Below are 13,936 nucleotides of genomic sequence, written 5' to 3' on the forward strand. Positions count from 1 at the left end.
GGCGATAACGCCGCATCCGGCATGACTTCCGATGCCCCTATTTCCCCGCCTCCGGATGCGTATCAAACGCCGCCATGACCGTCGCCAGCTCATCTTCGGTAAACCCATGCTTCACGTCATCCACGCCCAGTCCAAACTGTTCCTGCAGCAAGGCATACAGGCTGGCGACATCGGGCAGATTAATCTGCTCTACCGCACGACCATCCTGATAACGGGTGAAATGAAAATTGGTCAACGTCAGCTTGCCGCCGTCCGGAAGATGACGACACATCAGCAAATGATGACGAAAATGCGATTGTGGCCAGTGCGCGGACCAGAAATTGCCCATCAGATAATCGCTCTGGTGCTGCACGACCAGGTCAAAACGGTACATTGATTGCCAGTGATCGTGATGGCGGAACTGCAGGATCCAATCGTCCCCCTCCTGAACCAGACGATATTCGCCGTGTGGCGTTTGCTGCTCAATGTCGGCCTGCAGACGAATCGGCGCCGTCAGCGTTTGCCCGCCGAAGCCAACGTCGGCGATCCACTGCTCTCCCTGTAATTCAACCAGCAACAGACGATGCGTGCGCGGCGGCAGACTTGACGGATTTGCCAGTACCACACGACCGAGAAGGCTGCGTACGTTAAAACCGATTTCGCGTAACGCGCGCTCAAACACTCCATTCTGTTCAAAGCAATAACCGCCACGATGCGCCGTCACCAGCTTCTCTTCCAGCGACAAATCGTCAAGCTGCATCTCTCTTGGCAGCAATACATCCAGGTTTTCAAACGGAATCGCGCCGTTGTGCAGTAAATGCAGCGCTTTTAAAGTTTCAATGTCGACGCTGGCCGAATCTGACCAGCCAATACGGGCAAAATAAGCGGTTAAAAAAGGCGTCATAGGGAGTTCCTGTTCGATTAATGCAGTACTTATAACGCATTTTTAATTTTACGCCGTCGATTTTGTGCGTTGTTCCTCCAGACGAGGCGACAAAATCGCTAATACCGTTAATATCTATATCTATTGTGGTGTGTTATCTCTCAGCCCAGGAGCATCCATGAGCCATTTCCGTTCAATCGAATTAAAACATGCCAGTCGGCTGCTTAACCACGGCCCTACGATACTGATCACCAGCCGGGATGAGCATACCGAGCGGCGCAATGTGATGGCGGCGGCATGGTCAATGCCGGTGGAATTTGAACCGCCGCGGATTGCAATTGTTGTTGATAAGACTGCCTGGTCGCGTGAACTGATTGAGCGTAGCGGCAAGTTCGGTATTGTTATTCCGGGCGTGGCCGCTACCAACTGGACTTACGCGGTGGGCAGCGTTTCCGGTCGCGTGGAAGATAAATTTAACTGCTACGGTATTCCGGTGGTAAAAGGTCCGGTGCTGGGATTACCGTTAATAGAAGCGAAATGTCTGGCCTGGATGGAGTGTCGTCTGCTGCCTGCAACGGCAGCACAGGAAAAATATGACACCCTGTTTGGGGAAGTGGTCTCGGCTGCCGCTGATGAGCGAGCTTTCGTGGAAGGACGCTGGCAGTTTGATGATGATAAACTCAATACCCTGCATCATCTTGGCGCCGGAACGTTTGTCACCAGCGGGAAACGTATAACTGCTGGCAAATAGTAGATTCTGTCCGTATGACAGCCCCTCCTGTTTAGCCTTCCTTGCTGAATAATTCACCTGAATTATAGTTAAAAATGCTCTAACCCAAAGATTCACCTAACACGCTATCCGTAAACACTGTACTTCCTGAAGTCTCAGAGAGGTTTTACGATGCAACTTAATAGAATCGCACAAAGTTTTATACTGGCTGGGTTACTCACATCGTTTTCTGTTCCCGTTATGGCCGCTGAAGCTCCCAAAGACGCCACCGCCGCCACGCAACAAGCAAACAATGCGCTCTACAATCAACTACCATTCTCCGATAACACCGACTTTACCGACGCCCACAAAGGCTTTATCGCTCCACTCCCGCAGGAAGTGATCAAAGGCGAAGAGGGAAATGTTATCTGGAATCCGCAGCAATACGCGTTCATCAAAGAAGGCGATAAAGCGCCGGATACGGTAAACCCGAGCCTGTGGCGCCAGTCCCAGTTGATCAACATCAGCGGGCTATTTGAAGTCACGGATGGCGTATACCAGATCCGCAACCTCGATCTGTCTAACATGACCATTATTGAAGGTAAAGAAGGCATCACCGTCGTTGACCCGCTGGTTTCGGCAGAAACGGCTAAAGTCGGGATGGATCTTTACTTTAAAAACCGTGGTCAAAAACCGGTTATCGCGGTGATTTATACCCACAGCCACGTTGACCATTACGGCGGCGTGCGCGGCGTTGTTGATGAAACTGACGTGAAAGCGGGCAAAGTGAAAATTTATGCGCCTGCCGGATTTATGGAAGCAGCGGTCGCTGAGAATATCATGGCAGGTAACGTCATGAGCCGCCGCGCGAGCTACATGTACGGCAACCTGCTAAAACCTGATGCCAAAGGTCAGGTCGGCGCGGGACTGGGAACCACGACTTCTGCGGGAACCGTTACCCTGATTGCGCCAACGAATATCATTGAGAAAGATGGACAAAAAGAGGTCATTGACGGCCTGACCTATGATTTCATGCTGGCTCCGGGTTCTGAAGCGCCTTCGGAGATGCTGTGGTACATCGAAGAGAAGAAACTGATTGAATCTGCTGAAGATGTCACCCACACCCTGCACAATACCTACTCTCTGCGCGGAGCCAAAATCCGTGAACCGCTGCCGTGGTCCAAATACATCAACGAAGCGATTGTCCGCTGGGGTGATAAAGCAGAAATCCTGATGGCGCAGCACCACTGGCCAACCTGGGGCAATGATAAAGTCGTGAGCCTGCTGAAAAGCCAGCGCGATTTGTACCGTTACATCAACGACCAGACGTTGCGCATGGCTAACGAAGGTCTGACCCGCGATGAGATCGCCGCAAACTTTAAGCTGCCGGACTCACTGGCCCACACCTGGGCTAACCGCGGTTACTATGGCTCCGTGAGCCATGATGTAAAAGCAACCTATGTGCTCTATCTCGGCTGGTTTGACGGCAACCCGGCAACGCTGGATGAACTGCCGCCAGAAGAATCTGCGAAGAAATTTGTCGACTATATGGGCGGCGCTGACGCTATTTTGCAGAAAGCAAAAAACGACTATGACCAGGGTAACTACCGTTGGGTAGCTCAGGTGGTGAGCAAAGTGGTGTTTGCCGATCCGAATAACCAGGCTGCACGTAATCTGGAAGCGGATGCGCTGGAGCAATTGGGATATCAGGCTGAATCCGGCCCGTGGCGTAACTTCTATCTGACCGGGGCGCAAGAGCTGCGTAACGGCGTAGTCAAAGGCCCAACCCCGAATACCGCCAGCCCGGATACCGTTCGGGCGATGACGCCGGAAATGTTCTTCGATTATCTGGCGGTGCATATCAATGGACAAAAAGCGGGCGATGCGAAGTCGGTGTTTAACATCGACCTTGGTAGCGACGGTGGTAAATACAAACTTGAGCTGGAGAATGGCGTACTGAACCATACCGCCAATGCCGAAGCAAAAGACGCCGACGCCACCGTCACGCTGAATCGCGACACGCTGAACAAAATCATCCTCAAGGAAGTGACGCTAAAACAGGCGCAAGACAGCGGTGACGTGAAGATAACCGGTGACGGCGCCAAGCTTGATGCCATGCTCGGCTATATGGATAAGTTCGAATTCTGGTTCAACATCGTTACGCCGTAAGCACAACGGAAAACGGGCGGGTTTTCCGCCCATTTTTTCTTACATGCTGTAGCCGGGTTTTTTAATCAGCCTCGTCATCTGTGGCGCAATTTCCACATCCCATACCGCCTGCCAGGCATCCGGCTCAACTTCATTGAGCGCGATGCTCACTGAACTCTCTTTGCTTTGTAAATGACGAATAATGACTTCGGTAATATCCGCCGCCAACGCGGCCTTCTCTTCTTCGTTCAAATCGCGAGGAAAACATTTGATATCAACGTGCGGCATGACAGGTTCCTTATTGTTTTGGGATGCAGGTAACTTATGCGGACTCTCGTTCAACCAGGTGAAATCCGACATCAATAATATCGTCTTCACGTGGAATTTGTTCGATACGATCGGCAAGCAGAGAGGCGGCGCGTTGTCCAATGGCCCGTCGGTCGACGCTAACTGTGGTGATGGCAGGCCGGTTACTGGCGGCAAAATCAAGATCGCCAAAACCGATTACAGCTAGCTCCTGCGGCACGCGTAAACCACGGCTTTCGGCTTCCATAATCGCCCCCTGGGCTAAGGTATCTGAGCTACAGACAATGACATCAAACTCGCGATCCGCCAATAGCTGCGTCAATCCAGTGCGTCCCAATGCCAGAGAGGCCGGAAGTGGGACGTCCACCTGTGCGTCAGCCGTAATACCATGACGACTCAGCGCATCGCACAGTCCTTGTTTACGCTGGCCTGCCCGGCGATCGGCGGTCCATAACAACCCCGGACGGCGATAACCTTTTTTCAGCAAATAGTCTGCCACCGCCTGACCAACTTTTTCATGCGAAAAACCGACCAGCATATCGATGGGCGTTGGGGTTAAATCCCAGATCTCTACAACCGGAATGGCCGCATTAAGAATCACCTTTTTCAGCTCGGCGGTATGATGGATACCGGTGAGCACGACGCCATCCGGGCGGCGAGAAAGCAGCGTCGCCACCAGCTCTGCCTCAGTTTGCGGCGTGTAACCTGATACGCAGAGCAAGATGTGGTATCCGCGTTCAGCCAGTTCATCGCTTAATGACTGAATGGTATCGACAAACATATTGTTGTTAATTTGCGGAACAACCACGGCGATAAGCTTACTGCGACGCGACGCCAGCCCCCCGGCCAGCGCGTTGGGGATATATCCCGTGGCACGTACCGCCTGCATCACTTTTTCCACGGTTTTCGGGCGCACCAACTGCGGGCTATTTAGCGCCCTGCTCACCGTCATGGGTGACAATCCAGCAGTACGGGCAACATCTTCCAGCGTGGGTGCACGCGGAGGTCTGGCGTTTTTCACTGTCGATGCCCTTGTCAAAAATCGCTGATTTATCCTGGCATTATTCATCATGATTTCGGCTATTGCCAGCGACTCCCGGCGATACCGCTGAGAAAACAGCAGCTTAGTTAATTATCGTCAATCAAAATGATAGCGCAATCACAATGATTTGTGCATTTCTCCATAAAATATTGGAATGTGACATCGTTTACAAGTTACTACCCTTTTATCTCAGTATTTGTGAGCAATTGTTCAAATCACAATCAACTCACTGGTGAAATGATTGCGCTAACACTAAAAATGATAGCGCAATCATTTATTACCACCAGGAGAGAATAATATGTCTTTAAGCGCTAATTCCGATGCCGTGACCTATGCCAAATCGGCTAACGCCAAAACCGCAGCAGAAACCGGTGACCGTATTGAATGGGTAAAACTGTCTCTGGCTTTCCTTCCGCTGGCAACACCAGTGAGCGATGCCAAAGTGCTGACTGGTCGCCAGAAACCACTAACCGAAGTCGCCATAATCATCGCCGAGATCCGCAGTCGCGACGGGTTTGAAGGCGTGGGATTTAGTTACTCCAAGCGTGCTGGCGGTCAGGGGATCTATGCGCATGCCAAAGAAATTGCCGATAACCTGTTAGGTGAAGATCCAAACGATATTGACAAGATCTATACCAAGCTGTTGTGGGCTGGGGCTTCCGTAGGACGCAGCGGCATGGCGGTTCAGGCCATCTCCCCTATCGATATCGCTTTATGGGATATGAAGGCCAAGCGTGCAGGATTGCCGCTGGCAAAACTGCTTGGCGCGCATCGTGACTCCGTACAGTGCTACAACACCTCCGGCGGATTCCTGCATACGCCGCTGGATCAGGTGCTTAAAAACGTGGTTATTTCCCGTGAAAACGGCATTGGCGGCATCAAACTCAAGGTCGGTCAGCCAAACTGTGCCGAGGATATTCGCCGCTTAACCGCGGTACGTGAAGCGTTGGGGGATGACTTCCCGCTAATGGTCGATGCCAATCAGCAGTGGGATCGGGAAACCGCCATCCGTATGGGACGTAAAATGGAGCAGTTCAATCTGATCTGGATTGAAGAGCCGCTCGACGCCTACGATGTAGAAGGCCATGCCCAACTGGCCGCCGCGCTGGATACCCCGATTGCCACCGGTGAAATGCTGACCAGCTTCCGCGAACATGAACAGCTGATCCTTGGCAACGCCAGCGATTTTGTACAGCCCGATGCACCGCGTGTGGGGGGGATTTCACCGTTCCTTAAAATTATGGACCTGGCGGCTAAACATGGTCGCAAACTGGCTCCGCACTTCGCTATGGAAGTTCACCTGCATCTGTCCGCCGCTTATCCACTTGAGCCATGGCTGGAGCATTTCGAATGGCTGAACCCGTTATTTAATGAACAACTTGAGTTGCGCGATGGCCGGATGTGGGTTTCCGAACGTCACGGTCTGGGCTTCAGCATCAGCGAGCAGGCGCGCCGCTGGACGCAATTGACCTGCGAGTTTGGTAAACGTCCTTAATTTATTTGGCGGGTAAGTAATACCCGCCCTCCTCCCCTACAAAAACGCTCTCAACCTTATGAAAGGAGTGGGTGATGAACACAATAATAAAGCGCACAAAAGTGCGTTACGGCATTCTGATATTTCTGTTTCTTGCCACCGTATTTAATTACGCCGATCGCGCGACGTTATCCGTGGTCGCGCCGATAATGAGCAAAGAATTAGGTTTTGATCCTGAAGCTATGGGACTGGCCTTTTCTGCCTTCGGTATTTCTTATGTCATTATGCAACTGCCCGGCGGCTGGTTGCTGGATCGGTACGGTTCCCGGTTGGTATACGGCTGTGCCCTGATTGGCTGGTCACTGGTAACCATGTTTCAGGGCACCATTTATCTGTACGCCAGCCCACTTGTCGTATTGATTATCTTACGATTACTGATGGGTGCGATTGAAGCTCCTGCCTTTCCGGCCAATAGTCGATTAAGCGTGCAATGGTTTCCCAATAACGAACGGGGATTTGTTACCTCAGTCTATCAGGCCGCACAATATATCTCGTTAGGGATTATTACGCCGCTCATGACGATTATTTTGCATAATCTGAGCTGGCACTTTGTGTTTTATTATATCGGGGCTATTGGCGTTATTCTTGGCATCTTCTGGCTGGTCAAAGTCAGGGATCCCATGCACCATCCGAAGGTAAACCAACAGGAAATTGACTATATCCGGGAAGGCGGTGGCGAACCGGCGCTGGGCAATAAAAAAGAGTCGCAGAAAATTACCTTTACGCAAATTAAGAGCGTCTGCGTCAATCGCATGATGATTGGCGTTTATATCGGGCAGTTCTGCGTGACATCCATTACCTGGTTCTTCCTGACCTGGTTCCCTACTTATCTGTATCAGGCGAAAGGCATGTCCATCCTCAAAGTGGGGTTTGTCGCCAGTATCCCTGCCATTGCCGGTTTTATCGGTGGATTATTAGGCGGCGTGTTCTCCGACTGGCTACTAAAACGCGGTTACAGCCTGACGATTGCTCGTAAGCTGCCGGTTATCTGCGGAATGTTGCTTTCCTGTGTCATCGTTATCGCCAACTACACCTCGTCAGAATTTGTGGTGATCGCCGCGATGAGTCTGGCATTTTTCGCCAAAGGGTTTGGCAATCTGGGATGGTGCGTTCTCAGCGATACCTCGCCAAAAGAAGTGCTCGGCATTGCAGGCGGCGTTTTCAATATGTGCGGCAATATGGCCAGTAACATCACGCCACTGGTGATCGGCGTCATTCTGGCGAATACCCAGTCTTTTGATTACGCCATTCTCTACGTCGGTTCGATGGGGTTGATTGGCCTGATTTCTTATCTGTTTATCGTGGGTCCATTGGATCGTATTACGCTGACCCCTTCTGTCGCGTAATTTAACCTTATGGCGATAGTTCGCCCGCTGTTCCGGATTTGCACTCCTGCGGAACAGCGTTTTTTTATTCAAATAATCTTATTGTTTTTCAGTACAGTACGCAGCCTCGGATGCTGACAAACTGCATCAGCGATAGCGCTAATATTCGGCGTGTTGTCCTGAAACCAGTCATGCCCAGGTCCCCAGCTGCGCATAACGGCAATATATACGTCCAGTAGTGTTAGCTGATCCCCGAATGCGTACGGCTCGTCGTTTAGCTGATCGTTCAGCCACATATAGAGGGATTTACGGTACTCAATGCAGTTCTTTTTCAACTGCGCCGGGGCGTCCGGTACCCAGCGTTCTGGATAGTCGGCATAGGTAAACGTGGGATAGACATTTGCCACCAGCCATATCAACAGACGCTGAAACTGCTGGCGTTCGGCGTGTCCAACGGGTGGTGAAAGTTCAGGGCGACGATCGAGGATCATCAGCGCGATCGCCGCCGTTTCCGTCATCACACTGCCATTTTCCAGTACCAGCGTGGGCACCTGGCATAGTGGATTCATAGTCTTAAGCAACTCCCGCTGAGGGCCGTCACTGTCAAAACCGTCGACATTAATAAAATGATAAGGGATCTCCGCCAGTGTGAGCATCACTTCACTGATGGCCGATCCCCAGCCCGGTACCCCATAGACCTTAATCATGCTGCAATCCCCAAAGTTAAAACCCTAAGTGTAGAGCAGCATTCGGCAACCTATGCAGACGTGATTATTACTTTCATAATAACAATGGTCGAATACCGGGGGAGAATAAGCAATGCGTTCCAGTATGTTTGAATATATGAACATTTTTGTACAGGTTGTTGAGCAAGGTGGATTTGCCAGAGCAGCAGACGTGTTACACCTGCACCGCCCTGCAGTGACCAAAGCTATCCAACATCTTGAAGACGATCTGGGAGTAAAGTTGCTTAACCGCACGACTCGTAAAGTGAGTCTGACAGAAGAAGGTGACGCTTTTTACCAACGCACAAAAATCCTGCTCAGTGACGTTGATGACATCATGGCTTCTTTCTCACCCACTCGCCCTCCGCGCGGAAAACTCAGGGTGAATGCCCCCCTGTCGCTGGCTCACTCGGTATTAGTCCCGGCCCTGAACGATTTCCAGTCGCGCTACCCGGATATTGAGATTGTCCTCACCTCCACCGACCGCAGAATCGATCTGCTTGCCGAAGGTATCGACTGCATGATTCGCATTGGCGAGTTACAAGACTCTTCTCTGATTTCACGGCGGCTTGGCGAGGTAAAAATGGTGACATGCGCGTCACCGGATTATCTGCAACAACATGGCGTACCGCAGACACCAGAGGATTTATCCCGACATCAGGCAATTAACTTTTTCAGTGAACGTCATCGTGAAGCACTGGAATGGTCCTTCGTCCGCGAGGGTGAAACCGTGTCGTTTATCCCCGCAGGTCACATCAGCGTTGATAACTCCGACATCCTTTTGACAGGCTGTTTATCCGGACTCGGTATCATCCACGGTGTGCACGCGGTACTGGCCCCCTGGATCCAGTTGGGCCAGCTCGTTGAGGTGCTGGCTGATTATGCCGGGGAATCAAAACCGGTTTCTGTGCTTTACCCCGACAGACGTCATCTTGCCCCCCGCGTTCGGGTGTTTATTGACTGGCTGTGTGCGCTTTTTACCGAGCAAAAATCGCGCCTACAGGGATTATTATAATCTGAGTAATAGTGAAGTTCCGCAACGGCGGTTTTTCACCCTCATCTGAGCCGTTAAATTGTGCAGACCCAATACAGAACAATTTACAGAGGTTTGCTATGTCTAAGGTCGTGGTTTTTAATCAACCAGGCAACGCTGACGTCCTGACAATCCAGGATATGCCAGTTTCGGCTCCGCGTGCGGATGAAGTTCAGATACGCGTACGCGCAATCGGCATTAACCGTGCGGAAATTATGTATCGTACCGGCCAGTATATTTACCAACCCAAATTCCCGGCACGTCTGGGCTATGAGGCTTCTGGCGTTGTTGAATCCGTGGGAGACAACGTGCGTGAGTTTGCGCCCGGCGATAGCGTCAGCGTCATCCCGGCTTTCAGCTTCCATGAGTATGGTATGTACGGTGAAGTCGTCAATGCTCCAGCCCATGCTGTCGTCAAACATCCTGAGAATCTTAGCTTCGAGGAAGCCGCGGCGAGCTGGATGATGTATGTGACCGCTTTCGGTGCGCTGGTTGAATATGCGGATATTAAGCCTGGTGATAACGTGCTGATCAATGCTGCTTCCAGCAGCGTCGGACTGGCGGCAATTCAGATTGCTAACATGCGGGGAGCAAAACCGATTGCGATGACGCGCACCAGTGAGAAACGTGCCCAGCTTCTGCAACTTGGTGCGGCAGAGGTTATCGCCAGCCAGGAGCAGGATCTGGTGGCGGAGATTAACCGGATCACTGACGGCAAAGGTACCCGCGTGGTCTTCGATCCGGTCGGTGGCCCTGGCGTGGCAAAAATTGCCCAGGTGATGCCTGCCGGCGGACTCTTTTTCCAGTATGGCTCGCTTGATTCACGTGACCTTTCTATCCCGGTCATAGAGATACTCGGTCGTCATCTGACCTTCCGCGGCTATGAGATTTTCGAAATCACCACGAACCCGGAAAAACTGTCACGTGCGAAACGGTTTATCTTTGAAGGATTACAGTCCGGCCAACTCAAGCCGCTGATTGATAAAACCTTTGCCTTTGATGATATCGTCGAAGCACATCAATACATGGAAGCCAACGGTCAGGTAGGTAAAATAGTCGTTACCCTGTGACTCCCGTGCGGCACAGCCTTGTGCCGCAATGTAACTCAAAGCACTTTCGACAAAAACTGCTGGGTGCGCGTGTGGCGTGGATGATTCAGTACCTGCTCGCTGCTGCCCTGCTCGACGATTTTGCCATCAACCATAAACACCACCTGATCCGCCACCTCCCTAGCGAAGCCAATCTCGTGCGTCACCACCACCAGCGTGGTTCCCGACTTCGCCAGCGCTTTAATGACATCCAGGACTTCGCCCACCAGTTCAGGATCCAGTGCAGATGTAGGCTCATCAAACAGCATGACGCGCGGATTTAGCGCCAGTGCACGGGCAATAGCGATACGCTGCTGCTGACCGCCAGATAAGTGACGCGACCAGGCATCGGCTTTATTGCGCAACCCTACCGCATCAAGCAGCGTTAATGCCCGCTCGGTGGCGGCTTTACGCGATGCCAGTCCGTGCGCAATGGGTGCTTCAATCAGGTTCTCCAGCACCGTTAAGTGTGGGAACAGATTAAAGTTCTGGAACACATAGCCGACGTTAACCCGCTGGCGCAAAATTTCCGCCTCTTTCAGCTCATACAGCTTATCTCCCTGCCGACGATAGCCAATGTAATCGCCATCGATTTGAATAAAACCCTCATCGACGCGTTCCAGATGGTTGATGGTACGCAGGAGTGTGGATTTCCCTGAACCGGACGGCCCGAGAATGACCGTTACCGTTCCGGGAGGGATCTCCAGCGACACATTATCCAATGCTTTGTGGCGACCAAAGTATTTGCTGACGCCGGTAATAGAAATATGGCCTTCAGGCGAGTGGGACATGGACGGCCTCCTGCTGTGGACGTTGACGACTGCGTTTTTCTGCACGGCTCACCCGGACTGTGTTGATCGCTGAACGTCGTTCGCTGCGTGCCAGCGTGCGTTCGACCAGATGCTGAATAAGCGACAGAATGCTGGTGATCACCAGATACCACACCGCACCCACCATCAGCAGCGGGATCACTTCCTGCGTGCGGTTGTATATCATCTGGATGGTGTAGAACAGCTCCGGCATTGCCAGCACGTATACCATCGCCGTCCCTTTCGCCAGACTGATGATTTCATTGAAGCCAGCAGGCAAAATGGTGCGCAGCGCCTGCGGCAGAATAATCCGCAGCGTACGTCGCCCTGCTGGTAAGCCCAGTGCTGCCGCTGCCTCGTACTGACCGTGATCAACCCCCAAAAATCCACCACGTATAATCTCAGCGGTATAGGCGCTTTGCACCAGCGTCAGGCCAACCACCGCAGTGGAAAACTGACCGAGTACATTGATGGTCTCAAAACTTCCCCACTGAATGGGAGTGAACGGAATACCAATCGTCAGCGTGTCGTACAGATAGGAGAAGTTGTACAGAACGATTAGCACCACAATCAGCGGTAACGAACGAAACAGCCAGATGTACCCCCATGCCAGACAGTTCAACAGCCAGGAAGATGAAAGCCGCGCCAGCGCCAGCAGACCGCCGATGAGAATACTCAACAGCGTCCCGATAAGTGTCAGTAACAGCGTTTGTCCAAGACCAGACAAAATCACCGGATCGAAGAACCAGCGGGCAAACACGCTCCATTCCCAGCGCGGATTAAACGCCACAGACTGGAGAATCACCGCCAGGACAAACAAAGCAATGACCGCGCCAACGGTGCGCATGGGGTAACGCGCCGGTACGACTTTAATGCTATCTGTCGTTTTCATCTTCTCTCCTCAGGCGATTCTGGCCTGACCGGCAATAGTCAGCAGTTTGGTAAAGCGCAGCCGTCCATCAAACGGTGGCTGGCTGTACTCTTCGGGATTGCGCGTCGTATCAAATTGCGGATCGTAGCCCTGGCTTAAATAAAGTCTGACCGCCTCCGGCTGGCGAAATCCTGTGGTCAGATATATCCGGCTGTAGCCCGCGAGTAGCGCCCGACGTTCCAGTTCCTGCACTACACGCGCCGCCAGTCCCTGCTGACGCAGGCTGCTTTTTGTCCAGATACGCTTAATCTCGGCAGTGTCCTTGTCGTAAGGTTTGTAAGCCCCGGTGGCGATAATTTCTCCGCCACGCTCCAGGACCACAAAAAGTCCCTGCGGTGCCAGATACCATTCGGTCAGTTCCACTTCAGCGTCGCGAGAAAAATAATCGCCATAGCGGGCAGCATACTCACCGAACAGACCGTTCAAAATGGGCTGTAGCTCGCTGGCTTCAGGTGAGACCACGCGAAATTGATCGCTCACGATAACCTCCTTAGTCGCCTAAACCGGCCGGGTTGATTTCAGATTGCGGAATGCGTTCCACCCCTTCTCCCCAGCGACTCAGCACCTTGTCATAGGCGCCGTTGCCAATTACGCCGTTGAGGGCGGTTTGTACCGGCAGAACCAGACCGCTGTCCTTTTTCAGCGTCACAGCGATGTGTGCCGCTTTTGGCCAACCGCCATCAACACTACCCACCAATTGCGTTTTACCGTTGAGTGCAGCTTTCCATGCGCCGATTACATTAGGACCGAAGTAGGCATCGGCGCGACCTGACTGTAGGGCCAGGGTTTGCGCGGCATCATCTTTGGTATACACCGGCGTAAACGGCTGTAACCCTTTCTTCACGTTCTCATCGTTCCAGGCCAGCAGGATGGCTTCCTGGTTCGTCCCTGAACCGACGATAATGCGCAGTCCAGCGATATCTTCCGCCTGCTCGATTTTCTTCAGCTTGCTACCGGTTTTGACATAAAAGCCAAGAGAGTCTTTCCGATACGTCGCGAAATCGAATTTTTCTTTGCGTGCTTTGGTGACGGTAATATTGCTGATCGCGGCATCGTATTTGCCGGAAGTGACGCCCAGCGGCCAGTCTTCCCATGACGTAGGTACGACGTTGAGTTCCAGCCCCAAACTGTCAGCCACCAGACGCGCGATGTCCGCCTCGCTGCCGATCAGCGTCTTATTGTCATCGGCAAAGACGGTCAGCGGCGGTTGACTGAGCCCGGCAATCGCCACGGTGAATTTGCCAGGTACGGCCAGGTGCAGGTTTGCGGGCAATTGCGCAATCGCCTGCGGATTCTTTGCCGTATTGATCGGCGTTTTATTGGCTTCCAGACTTACGCCCGTGCCGTTAATCGTCACATCATTTGCCCAGACAGTCGCGCTGAAAGCCAGCGACAGCGCGAGGAATACTGATTTTTTCTGCATA

General features: G+C 52.3%; 14 protein-coding genes. 6 read left to right on the top strand and 8 right to left on the bottom strand.

The window, feature by feature from the left end:
• Positions 1 to 37: 37 nt before the first annotated feature.
• The gene (gene nhoA / locus OGV85_RS04950; protein ID WP_061548277.1) at positions 38 to 883 is read right to left on the bottom strand and encodes an N-hydroxyarylamine O-acetyltransferase; all 846 of its coding nucleotides are present in this window, start codon (positions 881 to 883) and stop codon (positions 38 to 40) included.
• Positions 884 to 1,040: 157 nt separating this feature from the next.
• Here nhoA and OGV85_RS04955 point away from each other — a divergent pair, with 157 nt between their 5' ends.
• Positions 1,041 to 1,613, top strand: a complete 573-nt coding sequence (locus tag OGV85_RS04955; protein ID WP_032949318.1) for a flavin reductase family protein — start codon at positions 1,041 to 1,043, stop codon at positions 1,611 to 1,613.
• Between the two features lie 150 nt (positions 1,614 to 1,763).
• On the top strand, positions 1,764 to 3,740 hold the full coding sequence (locus OGV85_RS04960) for an alkyl/aryl-sulfatase (protein WP_061548278.1): 1,977 nt from the start codon (positions 1,764 to 1,766) through the stop codon (positions 3,738 to 3,740).
• 39 nt (positions 3,741 to 3,779) lie between these two features.
• Here OGV85_RS04960 and pptA read toward each other — a convergent pair whose 3' ends face one another.
• Positions 3,780 to 4,007 carry a tautomerase PptA gene (gene pptA, locus OGV85_RS04965; protein ID WP_032949321.1) on the bottom strand — a complete coding sequence of 76 codons (228 nt, stop codon included), beginning with the start codon at positions 4,005 to 4,007 and terminating at the stop codon, positions 3,780 to 3,782.
• A 34-nt stretch (positions 4,008 to 4,041) separates the two neighbouring features.
• Entirely contained in the window at positions 4,042 to 5,094 is a 1,053-nt protein-coding gene (locus tag OGV85_RS04970) for a LacI family DNA-binding transcriptional regulator (protein ID WP_369707176.1), read from the bottom strand.
• Positions 5,095 to 5,365: 271 nt separating this feature from the next.
• Between OGV85_RS04970 and OGV85_RS04975 the strand changes: the two genes are divergently transcribed.
• Both OGV85_RS04975 and OGV85_RS04980 read left to right on the top strand, forming a co-directional pair.
• Positions 5,366 to 6,562: an L-talarate/galactarate dehydratase gene (locus OGV85_RS04975; RefSeq protein ID WP_003020125.1), complete on the top strand. Its 1,197-nt coding sequence runs from the start codon at positions 5,366 to 5,368 to the stop codon at positions 6,560 to 6,562.
• Positions 6,563 to 6,636: 74 nt separating this feature from the next.
• Entirely contained in the window at positions 6,637 to 7,947 is a 1,311-nt protein-coding gene (locus OGV85_RS04980) for an MFS transporter (RefSeq protein ID WP_061548279.1), read from the top strand.
• Positions 7,948 to 8,015: 68 nt separating this feature from the next.
• Here the strand turns inward: OGV85_RS04980 and OGV85_RS04985 are convergent, their stop codons facing one another.
• Entirely contained in the window at positions 8,016 to 8,633 is a 618-nt protein-coding gene (locus OGV85_RS04985; protein WP_061548280.1) for a glutathione S-transferase family protein, read from the bottom strand.
• A 112-nt stretch (positions 8,634 to 8,745) separates the two neighbouring features.
• On the opposite strand from OGV85_RS04985, the gene OGV85_RS04990 reads away from it, so the two are divergent.
• Complete coding sequence (locus tag OGV85_RS04990; protein ID WP_061548281.1) at positions 8,746 to 9,666, top strand: LysR family transcriptional regulator; 921 nt, start codon at positions 8,746 to 8,748, stop codon at positions 9,664 to 9,666.
• 98 nt (positions 9,667 to 9,764) lie between these two features.
• Positions 9,765 to 10,754, top strand: a complete 990-nt coding sequence (locus tag OGV85_RS04995) for a zinc-dependent alcohol dehydrogenase family protein (protein WP_061548282.1) — start codon at positions 9,765 to 9,767, stop codon at positions 10,752 to 10,754.
• A gap of 35 nt (positions 10,755 to 10,789) precedes the next feature.
• On the opposite strand, the gene OGV85_RS05000 is transcribed toward OGV85_RS04995, so the two are convergent.
• From OGV85_RS05000 to OGV85_RS24520, 4 genes are read right to left on the bottom strand one after another with little or no spacing between them, the layout of a single operon-like run.
• Positions 10,790 to 11,563: an amino acid ABC transporter ATP-binding protein gene (locus OGV85_RS05000; RefSeq protein WP_003836184.1), complete on the bottom strand. Its 774-nt coding sequence runs from the start codon at positions 11,561 to 11,563 to the stop codon at positions 10,790 to 10,792.
• Complete coding sequence (locus tag OGV85_RS05005; protein WP_061548284.1) at positions 11,547 to 12,473, bottom strand: amino acid ABC transporter permease; 927 nt, start codon at positions 12,471 to 12,473, stop codon at positions 11,547 to 11,549. Before OGV85_RS05005 ends, OGV85_RS05000 begins: the two co-directional genes overlap by 17 nt.
• 9 nt (positions 12,474 to 12,482) lie before the next feature.
• The gene (locus tag OGV85_RS05010; protein ID WP_048217555.1) at positions 12,483 to 12,992 is read right to left on the bottom strand and encodes a GNAT family N-acetyltransferase; all 510 of its coding nucleotides are present in this window, start codon (positions 12,990 to 12,992) and stop codon (positions 12,483 to 12,485) included.
• Positions 12,993 to 13,002: 10 nt separating this feature from the next.
• Positions 13,003 to 13,935 carry an ABC transporter substrate-binding protein gene (locus OGV85_RS24520; protein WP_046670707.1) on the bottom strand — a complete coding sequence of 311 codons (933 nt, stop codon included), beginning with the start codon at positions 13,933 to 13,935 and terminating at the stop codon, positions 13,003 to 13,005.
• Position 13,936 lies beyond the last annotated feature (1 nt).

Source organism: Citrobacter sp. Cf132 (assembly GCF_030333885.1).
Taxonomy (GTDB): Bacteria; Pseudomonadota; Gammaproteobacteria; order Enterobacterales; family Enterobacteriaceae; genus Citrobacter; species Citrobacter freundii.